Origin of the sequence: Chitinophaga barathri, assembly GCF_003807585.1 — a bacterium.
Classification (GTDB): Bacteria; Bacteroidota; Bacteroidia; order Chitinophagales; family Chitinophagaceae; genus Chitinophaga; species Chitinophaga barathri.
The window spans coordinates 1-16,137 of record NZ_RMBX01000002.1; the positions used below are offsets into that span (position 1 = coordinate 1).

Sequence of the window (16,137 nt, forward strand, 5' to 3'; positions counted from 1 at the left end):
GTAGACCCGGTGTAGACCCGGTGTAGACCCGGTGTAGACCCGGTGTAGACCCGGTGTAGACCCGGTGTAGACCCGGTGTAGACCCGGTGTAGACCCGGTGTAGACCCGGTGTAGACCCGGTGTAGACGGCAGCCAGCAAGCTGCCTGCCGGAAAGGTCAAAGGCCGGTAAATACCCCTTATACCGCAGCGTAAGACTGTCATTTTTGCCTGAAAGGGACGATCAAAATGGCAGCGGGTGGGGGTAAGTATGCTTTTGATATGCTTTTGATGTGCTCTTGCTATGCTTTTGATATGCTTTAGGTGCCGCTACGCTTCGACCGGCAAAAAACAAAGGCCGCCACATAGGGACGGCCTTCGTCGTATATCATTCCCGGTAAGACTAATACTCCTTAGCCGGGTCAAAATTCTCCAGTTCTGTAGCTACCGCGCTCAGGAAAGTAGAGCCCAGCGAACCGTCCACGATGCGGTGATCGTAGGACAGGGACAGGTACATCATGTGGCGGATGGCAATGGAATCTCCCATATCCGTCTCTACCACTACCGGGCGCTTTTTGATCGCTCCTACCGCCAGGATGGCTACCTGCGGCTGGTTGATGATCGGCGTGCCGGTAAGGCTGCCAAAGGTGCCTACGTTTGTGATCGTGAAGGTACCATTCTGCGTATCCTCCGGTTTCAGGCGGTTCTGACGGGCGGCACCGGCCAGGTTGTTCACCTGTTTGGTGAGGCCTACCAGGTTCAGCATGTCCGCATTGCGGATCACGGGCACGATCAGGTTGCCGCTGGGCAAAGCGGTGGCCATGCCTATGTTGATGTCTTTTTTCAGGATGATCTTATCTCCGTCCAGCGAGCAGTTCACCAGCGGGAAACGTTTGATGCATTTCACCACGGCTTCCACGAACAGCGGCATGAACGTGATCTTTTCGCCTTCGCGTTTTTCGAAGTCTTTTTTCACACTTTCGCGCCAGCGCACCATATTGGTCACGTCCGCTTCGGCAAAGCTGGTCACATGCGGGCTGGTAGCCTTGCTGCGCACCATATGGTCCGCAATCAGCTTGCGCATGCGGTCCATTTCGATGATCTCCACGTTTCCGCCATAACTGTTGGAGGCGGCCACGGTGGTCATTTCGCGGCTGGATGTATCCTGTGCCGGAGCCGCTTTCGGGGCTTCGCGGATCACTTCAGGCTCCTGTACCTGCTGGCCACGGTTGGCGATATAATCCAGGATATCTCTTTTGGACACACGGCCGTCCGCGCCGCTGCCCGGTATTTTTTCGAGTTCTGCAAAGCTGATGCCTTCCTGCTGTGCAATGGTGAGCACCAGCGGGGAATAAAAACGCGGCTCACCGGAAGGCTGGGTAGCCACTGGCTCATGCCTGGCCGGGGTCGGCACTGCCTGGAACTGGGATTCGGTCTGGGCCGGTTTGGCGGGGGCTGCGGGAGCCGCTGCCGGGGAGGCAGCCACTGAAGCCCCTGCTTCGGTTTGCACTCTGGCAATAACGGTACCTACCGGCACCACGTCATTTTCGTTAAAAAGGATTTCCGTGATCTCTCCTTCCGCGATGGAAGGCACTTCACTGTCCACTTTGTCCGTAGCGATCTCCAGCACCGTTTCGTCCACTTTCACCTTATCGCCCGGCTTTTTATGCCAGCGCAGGATGGTGGCTTCCATAATGCTTTCTCCCATTTTGGGCATCACCAGTTCGACTATTGCCATATAAGTGCTTTTTTTTAATAGATGACAAAAATAAGGGAAATTAAAGTTCCAGCCATTTCCGCAATTCGTTCATGGCTGCTACCACCGTCATGTCTGTGTTCCGCGCCCTGTCGTAGCGGAAGCGGTGCAGCGTGGTACGTATGTTATCTTTTCCGCCTGCGGCGATCCATACGGTACCTACGGGCTTTTCTTCGCTGCCGCCATCCGGGCCCATAATGCCCGAAACGGCCATCACACAATCCACATTGAGCGCTTTTAACGCGCCTTCCGCCATTTCACGCACCGTTTGTTCGCTCACTGCGCCATATTGTTCCAGCGTGGTGGCTTTTACGCCTAAAAGGTTCATTTTGGTTTCGTTCGCATAACTTACCACGCTGCCTTTGAAATAGCGGGAACTGCCCGCCACTGAGGTGATCTGGCCGGCGATCTTTCCGCCGGTGCAGCTTTCCGCGGTGCCAGCGGTGAGGCCCTTTTCCAGGAGTATTTTACCAAGGATCACTCCCATGGGCAGATCTTCTTCCGCCACGGCAATATCCGCCAGCTGCGATCTGAGCGCATCGAAGGCGGTTTTCATTTCCGCGGCGGCGGATGTTTTTTCAGGGGATACGGAGGTGAGGCGAAGCTTCAGCAGGCCGTAGCTCGGCAGATAAGCCAGTTTGATATGTCCGGGAAGCGCGTTTTCAAAGTCTTTGATTCGTTCGGCCACAAAGGATTCGCCCATTCCCGTGGTGATAAGCGTATGATGCAGCAGCGTGGGCATGGTGAAGCGGCTTTGCAGGCGGGGGATCACTTCGGCTTCCATCAGGCCTTTCATCTCAAACGGCACACCGGGCATGGACACAAATATCTTCCCGTCCTTTTCGAACCACATTCCCGGCGCGGTGCCGCGCATATTGGGCAACACGGTGGCGGTATCGGGCACCAGCGCCTGCGCCACGTTCCGCTCCAGCACAGGCAGCTTCCTGGCTTCAAAGAGGGCCATCAGGCGGGTGAGCGTAGGCTCGTCCTGCACCAGCTTGCCGCCGAAATATCCGCACAGCACGGGTTTGGTAATATCGTCCGCGGTGGGGCCGAGGCCGCCGGTGATCAGTATGATGTGGGAAAGACGGGCTTCTTCATCCAGTGCGCGGATGATGGCTTCTTTGTCGTCCCCCACGGCCACGCGGCGCTGTACCCATACGCCCGCATCGTTCAGCTTCTGGCCCATCCAGGCGGAATTGGTATCCACCGTCTGCCCTATCAGCAGTTCATCGCCGATCGTGATAATGCTCGCTAGTATCTTTTCCATGATTGTCGCTTAGAATCTTCCATGATCATGTATCCCGTGCTCCGGCGGAGAATGCCGTATTGATCCCGGGGAATCCTTTGCCGTTAACCGCCGGGGCTTTACGGATTTGCCTCGAAATACGGCGCCAGTTTTTCGCGCAGTGCGTCCGGCATGGTCATACGTGTTTTTGCTTTGGCGTCTATAAAGGCTAAAGTGACCATGCCCACGTTGAGCAGTTCACCTTTCTGATTGTACAATTCGGAGTGGAACTGGATCTTATGGTTGGCAGGCAGTTCCTTTAGTATAGTCTTCACCGTTATAACGTCGTCGTAATACGCGGGCCTTAAGTACTTCACCTGCAGCTCCGCCACCGGCATTATCACCCCCTGTTCTTCCAGTTCCCGGTAGGTGAAGCCCAGCTGGCGGATAGCGTCCGTTCTTCCTACTTCGTAGTACAGTGCGTAGTTCCCGTAGTAGAGATACCCCATCTGGTCCGTTTCTCCATACCGCACGCGTATATCAATCGTGGTTGTGTACATGGTCAGTCTTTAAAATGGATTGTAAATGTAGGGGATTTGGCAGGTATAAAAAAAGAGTTCCGTACGGATGGCGCGCGGAACTCTTTCTGAAATGTATGTAAAGGTCTTATTTGCCGATGGCTGCATCCAGCGAATATTTGCCGGGGCCGGTGAGCAGGATGGATACCCACATGCCTAAAAACATGATGGCGGTTTCTTTATCCATCACCGGGTCTTTTGCGTGGATCATGAAAATTATAACGGCGAAGCAGATGAGCAGGGGAATAGTGGCAAGCCTTGTGAGCAGGCCTATCAGCACCAGCGCGCCGCAGAAAAACTCAGCGAAAATAACGAGGCAGAGCGAAGGCGTTTTGCCGATCCCGAACGGGTCCGCGAAGTTCTGCACCTTGGATGAGAAATTCACGAGCTTAGGCCAGCCGTGCATCATGACAAGCGCTCCAAACACCACACGCTGCAATAACAGGGCGAAATTTAATGTGCCGTTGTTAATCTTGGAAGAGAGAAGTTTCATAGATGATAATTGGTTTGATTCTTGTTAAGTAGTCCCGCGTCGGGAATGGCAATTCAAATGTATATATTCCTAATGCATATCTGCATAAAAGTCAAATTTAGGGAGGCATTTCTCCAAAACCAAAGCGAGCGCCTCGATAGTTATCCACATCCATCAGTTTATCCACAGTGCGTAGATAACCTGCGAAAGGCAAAACAGGCAGAAACGGTTATATTTGCCCGGTTTGCACCCCCTTTTTAATGCCAATTTGAGACAAGGCACCGGAATATTCAAAAGCCGCACAGCACCGCATTTGAAATATTTCCGGGGCTGAACCGTTTTAAAAAATATTGTAAGTAATAACATAAAAAAGCATGAAGCTATTCACCAGAAAGAACTGCGCTCTTCCACGACTGCATGTACTCTTGATCCTGGCGGGCATTACAGGGGCCACTGCCGCGACCGCGCAGCAATCCCGCACCTATACGGAGCCCGACAAGACCTTCAAGGAAGCACAGCAACTCTACAAGGAAGGCAAATACGCCGTATCCCAGCAACTTTTTAAACAAACGATTGACGGGATCGGGTATTTTAAAGAAACCAACCGCTCGCTGGTGAATACGGACGCGCATTACTATTACGCCATGTGCGCCCTCAAACTGGGCAACGACGATGCGGAGAAAAAAGCGCTGGAATTCCTCAAATATTTCAACAACAGCGCCCGCGAACAAATGGTGAGTTTCCAGCTCGCCCGTTTTTATTTCAACGCGAATAAACTCCAGGAAGCCATCCCCTACTACGAAAAAGCCAGTATCGACAATCTCTCCAACGAAGAGATCGCCGATATGAAGTTCGAGCTGGCCTACTGTTACTTTAATGTGAAGGATTTTGCGAAAGCGCAGCCGCTGTTCGCTTCCATTAAGGACATACAGAACAAATACTACATCCCCGCGAACTATTACCACGGCTTTATCTCCTACTACAACAAACAATACGCCGCCGCGCTGAGCAGTTTTGAAAAAGTGAAAAACGAGCCCAAATACAGCGGCGTGGTGCCTTATTACATCGCGGAGATCTATTATTTCCAGGGCAAACGCGACCAGCTGATCGCCTACGCGGAGCCGCTGGTGCGCAAAGGAAACATTTACTACGACGCGGAGCTGAAACAGCTCATCGGCCAGGCTTATTTCGAAAAGAAAGATTATCCAAAAGCCCTTCCTTACCTCGAAGAATATAACGACAACGCGGATGAAGTACGCAAGGAAGATGTATACCAGCTTTCTTACGCCTATTACCAGACCGCCAACCTCGATAAAGCCATCGCGGGATTTAAACAGCTGAGCAGCGAAAAAGATTCTCTGGGGCAAAACTCCATGTACCTGCTGGGCGACTGTTACCTCCGCACCGGCCAGAAGGCCAATGCGCGCAACGCCTTCGCTTTCAGTGCCCGAAACAGTTCCAATCCCAAACAGCAGGAAATATCCCGTTTTAATTACGGTAAACTTTCCTTCGAACTGGGTTACCAGGACGCGGCCATCGCTGAGCTGACCAATTTCATGAACAACTACCCCCGTTCTGAATACGCCCGCGAAGCCCGCGAGATACTGGTGCAACTGTTTGCCAATACGAACAATTACAAAGAAGCGATTGCCATACTGGAACAGTTGCCGGAGAAAAGCCCGGCTGTGCTGAAAGCCTACCAGAAAGTAGCTTACGGCCGCGCCACACAGCTGGTGAACGACCAGCAGCTGGCCGAAGCGGACCGCCTGCTGGATATATCGCTGGCGAACCCTTACGACAAAAATATTGTACGGCTGGCCCAGTTCTGGAAAGGTGAAGTAGCACTGCGCCAGAATAACTCGGACAAAGCGATCAGCAGCCTGCAGGCTTACTTCGCGGACGGCAGCAACACCTCCGCCCCTTCCTCTGGCGAAGCGAACGTGAACACGGCCAGTTACAACATGGGATACAGCCTCCTGAAAAAAGAACAGTACGCGAATGCGCTGCCCTATTTTGAAGTAGCCCGGCTCGCCTCCGGTCCTAACGCGGGGCGTATCAATACCGATGCATTGCTCCGTGCCGCCGACTGCCATTACATGCTGCGAAACTTCCCCGCCGCCACCTCGCTGTACGACCGCGTGATCGCGAACAACGATCCCGGCGCGGATTACGCCACTTACCAGAAAAGCATCATCCTCGGTATACAGGGTAAACACAGCGAGAAACTGAACCTGCTGAAACAGCTCGCGGTGAAATACCCGACCTCCGGCTTCAACAACGATGCGGAAATGGAGATCGCGGACACTTACCTCAGCGACGAACGTTTCAGCGATGCCATCCCCCACCTCAAAAATATCCTCCAGAAACAGCCCGAGGGGCCCAATGCACCCAAAGCGCTGCTGAAACTGGGGCTTGCATATTTTAACACGGACCAGGACAACACCGCGGTAGGGTATTTCCGCCAGGTAGTGGAGAAATTCCCCGCCTCAAACGAAGCCAATACCGCGTTGCAGAACATCCGCACCATTTATGTGGACCAGGGCAAAACGGACGATTACCTCGCCCTGCTGAAATCTACCGGCCGCTCCGTATCCGCCACCGCGGAAGATTCCCTGAGCTATGCCGCCGCGGAAACGCGCTTCAGCAGCGGGGACTATACCGGCGCTGTAACCGCGTTCAACAATTACCTCCAGAAGTTCCCCAACGGGCAGTTTGCTTTGCAGGCGAACTTCTATAAGGCCGAATGCCTGTACAACAAAAAAGACTACACCAACGCGCTGCCCGCTTACGAGTTCGTGCTCACCAAAGGCGCCAGCCCGTTTGCCGAAAGGTCCGCTTTACAGGCAGCTTACATGAACTACTACCAGTCCAAAGATTACGAAAAAGCGCTGGGCTACTACCAGCAGCTGCAAAGCCTGGCCACGACCAAAGACAATACCATGGCCGCCAGCCGCGGCCTGCTCCGCAGCCATTACCAGTTGAAACATTGGGAAGAAGTAAGCCAGTTTGCCGAACAGCTGCTCTCCGCCAGCAATATCAGTACAGATGACCAGATCATCGGTCACTTCTACCTGGGTAAGGCGCAGCAGGAAAAGCAGCAGTACGACGAGGCGATCGCGGAATACAAGATCGTGACGGGCCTTACCAAATCAGAGATCGGCGCGGAAGCCCGGTATAATATCGCCAAATGTTACCTGGACAAAAACGACCTGGCCGCCGCTGAAAAAGCCGGCTTCGACGTGATCAAAAACACCTCTTCATACGAAAGCTGGACAGCCCGCGCATACATCCTGCTGGGCGATGTGTACCACCGCCAGAAAGATTACTTCAATGCAAAAGCCACCTTCCAAAGCATCGCGGAAAACTGCCCGATACCTGAGCTGAAAGCCGAGGCCAAAGAAAAACTCGCGAAAGTGGAAGCAGAAGAAAAAGCAGGTTCTAAAATTAAATGATGACAAACATGAAGATCAAATATATCCTTGGTTTACTCGCACTGCCGCTTGGCGCTTTCGCACAGAAAGACTCCCTGAAGCAGGAAACGATAGACATCATCAGCAAGTACCAGCCCAAGCTGCGAGACGCGGCCAAGCTGAACCTTACCGCATCGCTGCCCTCGCTGGACACGGCGCGCCCCAGGCTCGGTTACCAGGTGCCTGCGCTGAACCTTTACTTCATGTACCAGCCCGTGCCTATCAAACCGCTGGCGCTCGGCAGGGATACCTCCGCGCTGAACCTTCAGAATAATTTCGTCAAACTCGGTTACGGCAACTACTCCACCCCGCTCATCCAGGCAGGGTTTGGCAGCGGCCGCAAAGACAAATACAACTTCGGCCTGTTCTTCAACTACATTTCCTCCAAAGGCGATATTGAAAACCAGGACTATGCGAATATCAATGTACTGGCCTCCGGCACTTACTTCTCCCCTCTTTTCGAGATCAACGGCAGCCTCGGGTACAACCGCAACCAGGTACATTATTACGGCTATGACCATTCCGTGTACGAATTCGCGAAATCCGATGTGAACCAGGCGTTTAACGAAGTGGTGGCCAAAGTGGGATTAAAAAACAGGCCGCAGAACGATTGGGCTTTCCAGTTCAACCCGCAGGCGGAATTTGCGATATTCGGCGACAGTTACAAAAGGATGGAAAACACTTTTGTGCTGAAAGCGCCCATCCGCAAACAGCTTTTTGAGGACATCTGGATCAAGGTGGAAGGACTGGCGGACCTCAGTACTTTTAAAGAGGATAACAACGAACAGATCAACAATAACGTGGCGGCCATTCACCCGGCGGTGGAGATCACCAAACCCGGCTTTATGCTGCACGCAGGCGCAAACCCGACCTGGAGCAACGGTAAGTTCTACCTCCTGCCGGATATCGTGAACGAGTCGCACCTGATCCGCAAAAAGCTGATCCTCAGCAGCGGATGGATCTCCTACATCGACAAAAACAACTTCCGCAACCTGGCGAACGAAAACCCGTTCATCAATACTTACCCCGTTGGTATCCTGAACACCCGGATAGAGGAAAAATACACGGGCATTAAAGGTACGCTGGGCAACCACTTCACTTACAACACCAAGTTCGGCGCCATCACCTGGCACAACCTGCCGCTGTTTGTAAACGACAGTACAGACGGCAAGAAGTTCGATATCAGGAACGAAGAAGAGCTGAAAGCCTTCCAGCTGCACGCGGAAGTAGGATATATCCAGGAAGAGAAGTTCCAGGCCCGTGTGAGCGTGGACTGGTATAACTGGAATGATCAGACGACGGAACTGAAGCCCTGGCATATGCTGCCCTTCAAGGCCAGCCTGTTTGCCCAGTATTCCTTCGGCAAAAAATTCCACCTGAACGCGAACCTGTACACTCTGAGCGGCAGCTATTACGTACTGCACAACGGGGATTTCGGGAAAACCAAGCCCGCACAGGATCTGAACGCCGGCGCGGTGTACAATATCGGTAAAAACTTCAACCTCTGGCTGAACGCCAATAACCTCCTCAGTTACAAGTACCAGCGCTGGTATGGCTACCAGAGCTACGGGCTCAATGTAGTGGGGGGTATCATGGTTAAGTTTTAATTGCGTAAACTTGCACTCAAAATTGACCCGGCCGTAATGCTACAGCAATATATCACAGAAGTACTCTTCAAACAGCAGACCTGCTCGCTGCCGCAGGTGGGCACGTTTACCATCCAGCACATCCCGGCGCATTTTTCCGTGGTGGACCAGGTGCTTACGCCGCCCCGCCAGCAGGTGAGCTTCGAAACCCGCTGGGAAGACGATGGCTCCTGCCTCCACTGGATTTCCCAGAAGGAGAACCTGATTGAATCTGTAGCCAGCCTGAAGCTGGACAAATACCTCCAGGAGTTCCGGGACAGGCTGCAATCCGGCCAGCCCATCGACCTTCCGGGCATAGGCTCCCTCCGCCTGGACGCGCTGGGGCAGGTGCGCTTCACCGCGCAGGAGCTGCCGGACGCATGGCAGGAACTGGAACTGGCCCCTGTGCTGCGGGCGGATGCCGCTCCCAAAGTGCTGCAAGGCACTACCGAAGTGGTGAACCAGGAAGTAGTGGAGCATACCGGCGCCGTTCATGAAGAATTTGAAAGCCAGGGCCGTTTCCGCTGGTGGTGGGTGGTGGTGCCCCTCCTCGTGATCGGCGCGGGCGCCGCCGCATGGATCTTCAAAGATGAGATCATGCCCGCCGCCCCGGCCGGCAAAGCCCCGGAACAGGCCGCAACGCCTCCGCAGGATACGGTGCCCGTAGTGGCAGAGCCGCCAGCCCCGCCTGTAAATGACAGCATCAGTTATTTCGTGGTGTTCTCGACCTTCAAAACCAAAGAAACCGCCGAAAAGAACCTTGCCAAAAGGATCGCCTGGGGGTATTCCGAGGTGGTGTTGTTCGCTTCAAAAGATTCCACGGTGTTTAACCTGGCGGTGCCTTTCAGGAGCATGCCCGGGGATACTACCGCCGCCAAGGATTCTGTGGCCGAACGTTTTAAAGCGGCCGTGCATATCGCTTATTAGTCATTGACGATACATAAAAAGGCCGTCCCGGTATTTCACCAGGACGGCCTTTTTTTATTTAGCTCATTGCGAGGAGCCGTGGGGCTTTGTGTGCAAGAGCCGCGACGAAGCAATCTACTGGTACCAGGTATCTCCATTCAAGTCAGGAGATTGCTTCGTCACCCCTCCCGCTCGGACCCTGCTGCTCCTCGCAATGACGATTTTTTATTTACCTGTCAGCTGCTCCACCACGATCTTTAATCCTTCCTCAAAACTGCGGGGACTGAAGCCCAGTTCTTTTTCCGCCTTTTCTATCACGAAGCCGGTTTTTGCCGGGCGCTGCGCCGGCTGCCGGAAGCTGGAGGCATCCACCTTCTCGAAGAGCTTTTTATCAAGCTCCAGGTAGCCCGCCACTTTCTCGGCCATATCGTAAGGGGTTAACATGTCTTTGCCCGAAAGGTGAAATACGCCTTCCGCCTTTTTATCGATGATCAGCCGGCAGCCTTCCGCAAGGTCCTGCACGAGGGTGGGCGTACGCCACTGGTCCACCACCACTTTGATCTTTTTCTTTTGCTCCAGGTTGCTTTTCACCCAGCTGATAATATTACTGCGCCGCGGATCGTCCGCCACGCCGTATACCAGCACGGTGCGCGCAATGGCCCAGGGTATTTTCGCCTGTTTTACAATACGTTCCGCCGCTGCTTTGCTGGCGCCGTAATAGTTGATGGGATTGACGGGATCCTCTTCGCGGTAGGGACCGGCGAGGCCGTCGAATACAAAGTCTGTACTGAGGAACAGGAAAAACGACCCTGCTTTTTCAGCTGCCTGCAACAGGAAGCGGGTGGCGCTCACGTTGGCCATCCAGCAGGAATCTTTGTTACGCTCGCAGTCATCCGCCTGCGTCATGGCCGCGGCATGAATGATGGCATCCGGCTTATGACGGTCCACCAAACCTTTTATAGCCGCTTCGTCTGCCATGTTCACAGATTCGTATGCATACCCCTCCTTCATCCGCAGGCGGTTGGGCCCCCTGCCGGTTGCAATCACATCGTAATCCGGATTTCCGGCCAGCCTTTGTACCAGGTATTGTCCGAGGAGACCATTGCTCCCTGTGATTAGAACTTTCATCATGTTAATATACTAAAACGCCGCGTAACAACATGTATTACGCGGCGTTTATCGGTAAAGTTTATGCCTACATTTTTTTGCCCAGGTTCACCGCGTTGAAATTCATCCCCAGGTTGTACATGGTAAAGGACCATACGTCCGCCGCTTCGTCTATCAGCTTGGACGTGGGTTTGCCCGCGCCGTGCCCCGCCTGTGTTTCAATACGGATCAGCACAGGGTTGTTACCCGTATGCGCTTCCTGTAATGCGGATGCAAACTTGAAGGAATGCGCCGGTACTACACGGTCGTCATGGTCTGCCGTGGTCACCAGGGTGGCGGGGTACTGCGTGCCTTTTTTCAGGTTGTGCAGCGGGGAGTATTTCACCAGGTAATCAAACTGTTCGGGTTTGTCACTGCTGCCATATTCCGTTACCCAGGCCCAGCCGATGGTGAACTTCTGGAAGCGGAGCATGTCCATTACGCCCACAGCGGGGAGCGCTACCTTAAAGAGGTCAGGGCGCTGCGTCATGGCCGCACCTACCAGCAGGCCGCCGTTGGAACCGCCACGGATGGCCAGTTTGGACGGGCTGGTGTATTTTTCTTTCACGAGGTATTCTGCCGCGCCGATAAAGTCGTCGAACACGTTCTGTTTCTTTTCCAGCATACCGGCCTTGTGCCAGGCTTCGCCATACTCGCTGCCGCCACGGAGGTTCACTACTGCGTATATGCCGCCCTGCTCCATAAAGAAGAGGTTGGACACGGAGAAACCGGGCGTCATCGGGATGTTGAATCCGCCATAACCGTACAGCAGCACGGGATTCTGGCTGTTCATTTTGATGCCTTTTTTGTAAGACAGGAAGATGGGCACCTGGGTGCCGTCTTTGCTTGTAAAGAACACCTGTTTGGTTTCGTAATCGGCCGGGTTGAATTTCACCTCGGTTCTACGGAACACTTCGGATTTGCCGGTGGGGATATCATATTTATAAATGGTGGGAGGCGCTACAAAGGACGTGAAGGTGTAGAACAGGGTGTTGTCTTCCTTCTTGCCGCCAAAACCGCCCGCTGAGCCGATGCCCGGCAGTGCGATGTTTTTCTCCAGCTTGCCGTCCACACTATACTGTACAATGCGGGTGGAAGCATCTTTCAGGTAGCTGGCAAACAGTTTGCCGCCTGCCGTGCCTACGCCCTGCAATACTTCTTTCTGCTCGGGGATCACCAGTTTCCAGTTTTCCTGCGCGGGATTTTTCGGGTCCACCAGTACCAGTTTGTAGTTAGGCGCGTCGTGGTTCGTGAGCAGCAACAGTTTGTCCCCCACGTTTTCCACTACGGAAGGCTCGTACGCAAAACCTTTTACCAGCAGTTTAAAATCCGTCTGGGAGGGGTCCTGGAGGTCGCGGTAATACAGTTCGTTGCCGCTGGTGCCTTCGGTGGTGTTGAGGATGAGGAAACGCTCGTCTTCGGTAAGACCAACGCCCGCATTGCGGAGGGGGTGGTCTTTGTCCACGTAGATCAGCTGATCCTGGTCCTGGGTGGTGCCTACCTTGTGGTAGTATACTTTATGGAATTCGTTCTTTTTGGAGAGTTTGCTTTTTTCGTCCGGCGCGTCGTAGCGGCTATAATAGAAGCCGTCGCCTTTCCAGGAGAGGCCGGAAAACTTGATCCAGTCCAGTTTGTCGCTCAGCAGCTGTTTGCTGGCTACGTCCATGACGAAGGCTTCCTGCCAGTCCGATCCGGCTTTGGCGATGAGGTAGCCGCAGTATTTGCCGTCTTTGGAGAAGCTGAGGGAGCCGAGGGCAGCCGTTCCTTTGTCGGACAGCTTGTTCGGGTCGATGAACACTTCGGGGGCGCCGTTCAGGCCTTCCTGGCGGTAAAGCACGGCCTGGTTCTGAAGGCCGTCGTTTTTATAGAAGTAATAATATTTGCCTTCGCGGAAGGGGGTGCCGTAGCGGGGGTAGTTCCAAAGCTCTTCCAGGCGTTTTTTCACCTGGGGGCGGAAAGGGATGGAAGCGAGGTAATTCTGGGTAACGCCGTTCTGGGCGTCTACCCAGGTTTTGGTATCCGCGGCGTTGTCATCTTCCAGCCAGCGGTAGGCATCTGTGATCTTTTTGCCGTGGTAATCATCCACGGTATCTACTTTCCGGGTAAGGGGATAAGAGATTGGAGCTTGTTGTGCGGCCAATGGTCCAGCAACTAACGACATCAAAACACCCATGGCTACATGTTTATGGTTTAATTTTGTCATACATATATATTTTAAAAAAAGTTGGGCATTTATTTGATTAAAATTAAAAATTTAGGTTAATTCATCGAATAATGATAGGAAACTATTTAAAAATGTTAATTTTGTGCGCTCTTTTAATGGGCGGCTACAGGCAATATTACTATGAAATGACCATTCCATGTGGCCATTGAAGAGAAAATTTTAAGTCGACACATGGATTGCATCCTATGTGGCCATTGAAAATAAATTAAGATGGCACATAAAATAACATTACATGTGCCCTTTGATGAATTTTAAGACAACACATGAAAAAAGTGAACAACATCGCAGTTCTTACCTCCGGAGGCGATGCCCCGGGGATGAACGCAGCCATCAGGGCGGTAGTAAGAACGGGAATTTATCATCATCTGAATGTGTTCGGCGTGATGTATGGCTACAAGGGGATGTTGACCGGCGAGATCTTTCCTATGGAATCCAAATCTGTGGCCAACATTATACAGCGTGGCGGCACAGTTCTGAAAACAGCGCGCTGTAAGGAATTCTACGAAGCAGACGGGCGGAAAAAAGCTTATGAGAACCTGAAGAAATTCGGGATTGACGGGCTGGTGGTGATCGGCGGTGACGGTTCCTTTAAAGGAGCGCAGAAATTCAGCCAGGAATTTGATATCCCCTGCATCGGTTTGCCGGGTACCATCGATAAAGACATTGCCGGCACCGATTTCACTATCGGGTTCGACACTGCGGTGAATACAGCCGTGGAAGCCATCGATAAGATCCGCGATACCGCGGATGCCCACGACCGCCTTTTTATCATCGAAGTAATGGGCCGTGATGCCGGGTACATTGGCCTGCACAGCGGTATTGCCACCGGCGCGGAGCACATCCTCATCCCCGAGCGCAAAACCAATATCGATGATGTGATAGACGACCTCCAGGCCAACGAGCGCCGCCAGAAAATGGTGAACCTCATTGTGGTAGCTGAAGGCGACGAATTTGGCGGCGCGAACGAAGTAGCCCGTCACGTACAGGAAAGAATGCCCCAGCTGGACACACGCGTGTGTATCCTGGGCCACATCCAGCGCGGCGGCTCCCCCACCACTATGGACAGGCTGCTGGCCAGCAGGATGGGTTACGCAGCGGTAGACGCCCTCATCGGCGGCACTTCAAACGTAATGATCGGCATCGTTAATAATAAAATTCAGTATACTCCGCTCGATAAGGCCGTTAAAGCCAAACAAAAGATCGATCCGGAATGGTTTAAGATTGTCAAAATTCTTGCGAGTTAAATAAACGTCTATGAGTACAAAAGATTTATCCAAATACTTTCACAAGGAAATGGACAATGATGCCGGAGCGGCGCATGCTAAGCAGAAGACCAAAATTGTAGCCACAGTTGGGCCTGCCTGCGATACCTATGAGAAGTTATTGGAACTCGTACAGGCCGGGGTGAATGTATTCCGCCTGAACTTTTCCCATGGCAGCCATGAAGACAAGCTGCGGATCATCACTTACATCCGCCAGATCAATAAAACGGAACCTTACAACATCGCCATCCTGGCGGATCTGCAAGGCCCGAAACTGCGCGTAGGCGAGATCGAGAACAATGCGCTCCCGCTGAAAACAGGAGACATCCTCACCTTTACCACGGAAAAATGCGTGGGCACCATGGAAAAGATCTACGTGTCTTACCATGACCTGCATAAAGACGTGCGTCCCGGCCAGAAGATCCTGCTGGATGACGGTAAGATCGAAACCGTAGTGAAAGAGATCACCCCCGATCATATGATCAAGGCAGAAGTACTGCTGGGCGGTATTCTTTCTTCCAAAAAAGGTTTTAACCTGCCGGATACCAAAGTATCCCTGCCCGCACTGACCGAAAAAGACGTGGTGGACCTGGAGTTCATCATCGACCAGGAGTGCGACTGGGTAGCATTGTCTTTCGTGCGCAACGTAAAAGACCTTGGCCTGCTGCGTAAACGCCTGAAAGAACGCAATTCCAAAATGAAGATCATCTCCAAGATCGAGAAGCCCGAGGCTATCCAGAACCTGAAGGAGATCATCTGGGAAAGCGACGGCGTAATGATCGCGCGTGGTGACCTGGGTGTGGAACTGCCGGTAGAGCAGATCCCCATGATCCAGAAAGATATTATCCGCAAATGTATCCACCGCGCGAAGCCTGTAATTGTGGCTACGCAGATGATGGAATCCATGATAGACCGTACCCGCCCGAACCGCAGCGAGATCACGGACGTGGCGAACGCAGTGCTGGAAGGCGCGGACGCGGTGATGCTGAGCGGCGAGACCGCCACCGGCAACCACCCTACCCTCGTGATCCAGACCATGCGCAAGATCATCGGCGAAGTGGAAAAAGAAAGCATCATTTACAACCGTAACCTGATCCCTCACCATCACTCCCCCACCTTCCTGAGCGACGCGCTTTGTTACAACGCGTGTAAGATCGCCGAAGACCTGGAATCAGACGCGCTGATCGGTATGACGCAGAGCGGTTACACCGGCTTCATGCTGTCCAGCTACCGTCCCAAATCCCCGCTGTTCATCTTCACAAAAGAAAGAACGCTGGTGAACCAACTGAGCCTGAGCTGGGGCGTACGCGCCTTCTACTACGGCGAAGAAGAAAGCCTGGACGATATCTTCTCCGATCAGATCAACATCCTGAGCGAAAGAGGATTCCTGAAACCCGGCGATGTGGTGGTGAACACCGGCAGCACGCCCGTTAAAGAGCATCTGCCTACGAACATGCTGAAGATCACAAGGGTTCCTGAATAAGGGGCTGAGC

The 16,137-nt window shown here is 53.1% G+C and carries 11 protein-coding genes; 5 read left to right on the forward strand and 6 right to left on the reverse strand.

Annotated elements, in window-relative coordinates:
• Positions 1 to 380: 380 nt before the first annotated feature.
• From EG028_RS03145 to EG028_RS03160, 4 genes are all read right to left on the reverse strand, one after another.
• A complete protein-coding gene (locus EG028_RS03145) occupies positions 381 to 1,715 on the reverse strand; it encodes a dihydrolipoamide acetyltransferase family protein (protein WP_120515653.1) in 1,335 nt (444 codons plus the stop codon).
• Between the two features lie 40 nt (positions 1,716 to 1,755).
• Positions 1,756 to 3,003, reverse strand: coding sequence for a CinA family nicotinamide mononucleotide deamidase-related protein (locus tag EG028_RS03150; protein WP_120515652.1), 1,248 nt, complete (start codon positions 3,001 to 3,003; stop codon positions 1,756 to 1,758).
• A gap of 98 nt (positions 3,004 to 3,101) precedes the next feature.
• Positions 3,102 to 3,521 (reverse strand): acyl-CoA thioesterase, encoded by a 420-nt coding sequence (locus tag EG028_RS03155; protein ID WP_120515651.1) that lies wholly within the window; start codon positions 3,519 to 3,521, stop codon positions 3,102 to 3,104.
• 106 nt (positions 3,522 to 3,627) lie between these two features.
• Positions 3,628 to 4,032: a DoxX family protein gene (locus EG028_RS03160; RefSeq protein ID WP_120515650.1), complete on the reverse strand. Its 405-nt coding sequence runs from the start codon at positions 4,030 to 4,032 to the stop codon at positions 3,628 to 3,630.
• A gap of 353 nt (positions 4,033 to 4,385) precedes the next feature.
• Here EG028_RS03160 and EG028_RS03165 point away from each other — a divergent pair, with 353 nt between their 5' ends.
• The 3 genes from EG028_RS03165 to EG028_RS03175 are packed head-to-tail and all read left to right on the forward strand — an operon-like array spanning position 4,386 to position 10,033.
• Entirely contained in the window at positions 4,386 to 7,463 is a 3,078-nt protein-coding gene (locus tag EG028_RS03165) for a tetratricopeptide repeat protein (protein ID WP_120515649.1), read from the forward strand.
• Positions 7,464 to 7,471: 8 nt separating this feature from the next.
• Positions 7,472 to 9,088: a hypothetical protein gene (locus EG028_RS03170; protein ID WP_123864539.1), complete on the forward strand. Its 1,617-nt coding sequence runs from the start codon at positions 7,472 to 7,474 to the stop codon at positions 9,086 to 9,088.
• 36 nt (positions 9,089 to 9,124) lie between these two features.
• Positions 9,125 to 10,033 (forward strand): HU domain-containing protein, encoded by a 909-nt coding sequence (locus EG028_RS03175; RefSeq protein WP_123864540.1) that lies wholly within the window; start codon positions 9,125 to 9,127, stop codon positions 10,031 to 10,033.
• Between the two features lie 204 nt (positions 10,034 to 10,237).
• Here EG028_RS03175 and EG028_RS03180 read toward each other — a convergent pair whose 3' ends face one another.
• Entirely contained in the window at positions 10,238 to 11,143 is a 906-nt protein-coding gene (locus EG028_RS03180; RefSeq protein WP_241559072.1) for an SDR family oxidoreductase, read from the reverse strand.
• Between the two features lie 64 nt (positions 11,144 to 11,207).
• Positions 11,208 to 13,361 carry a prolyl oligopeptidase family serine peptidase gene (locus EG028_RS03185; protein ID WP_120515646.1) on the reverse strand — a complete coding sequence of 718 codons (2,154 nt, stop codon included), beginning with the start codon at positions 13,359 to 13,361 and terminating at the stop codon, positions 11,208 to 11,210.
• Between the two features lie 284 nt (positions 13,362 to 13,645).
• Here EG028_RS03185 and pfkA point away from each other — a divergent pair, with 284 nt between their 5' ends.
• Entirely contained in the window at positions 13,646 to 14,626 is a 981-nt protein-coding gene (pfkA, locus tag EG028_RS03190) for a 6-phosphofructokinase (protein ID WP_120515645.1), read from the forward strand.
• A gap of 10 nt (positions 14,627 to 14,636) precedes the next feature.
• On the forward strand, positions 14,637 to 16,127 hold the full coding sequence (gene pyk / locus EG028_RS03195; RefSeq protein ID WP_120515644.1) for a pyruvate kinase: 1,491 nt from the start codon (positions 14,637 to 14,639) through the stop codon (positions 16,125 to 16,127).
• The last annotated feature ends 10 nt before the right edge of the window (positions 16,128 to 16,137 follow it).

Bases quoted from the DNA above. Each gene is read 5' to 3' on its own strand.
- EG028_RS03160 (WP_120515650.1), bottom strand. From the start codon at position 4,032: ATGAAACTTCTCTCTTCCAAGATTAACAACGGCACATTAAATTTCGCC.
- EG028_RS03175 (WP_123864540.1), top strand. From the start codon at position 9,125: ATGCTACAGCAATATATCACAGAAGTACTCTTCAAACAGCAGACCTGC.
- EG028_RS03145 (WP_120515653.1), bottom strand. From the start codon at position 1,715: ATGGCAATAGTCGAACTGGTGATGCCCAAAATGGGAGAAAGCATTATG.
- EG028_RS03185 (WP_120515646.1), bottom strand. From the start codon at position 13,361: ATGACAAAATTAAACCATAAACATGTAGCCATGGGTGTTTTGATGTCG.
- EG028_RS03170 (WP_123864539.1), top strand. From the start codon at position 7,472: ATGAAGATCAAATATATCCTTGGTTTACTCGCACTGCCGCTTGGCGCT.
- pyk (WP_120515644.1), top strand. From the start codon at position 14,637: ATGAGTACAAAAGATTTATCCAAATACTTTCACAAGGAAATGGACAAT.
- EG028_RS03150 (WP_120515652.1), bottom strand. From the start codon at position 3,003: ATGGAAAAGATACTAGCGAGCATTATCACGATCGGCGATGAACTGCTG.
- EG028_RS03155 (WP_120515651.1), bottom strand. From the start codon at position 3,521: ATGTACACAACCACGATTGATATACGCGTGCGGTATGGAGAAACGGAC.
- EG028_RS03180 (WP_241559072.1), bottom strand. From the start codon at position 11,143: ATGATGAAAGTTCTAATCACAGGGAGCAATGGTCTCCTCGGACAATAC.
- EG028_RS03165 (WP_120515649.1), top strand. From the start codon at position 4,386: ATGAAGCTATTCACCAGAAAGAACTGCGCTCTTCCACGACTGCATGTA.
- pfkA (WP_120515645.1), top strand. From the start codon at position 13,646: ATGAAAAAAGTGAACAACATCGCAGTTCTTACCTCCGGAGGCGATGCC.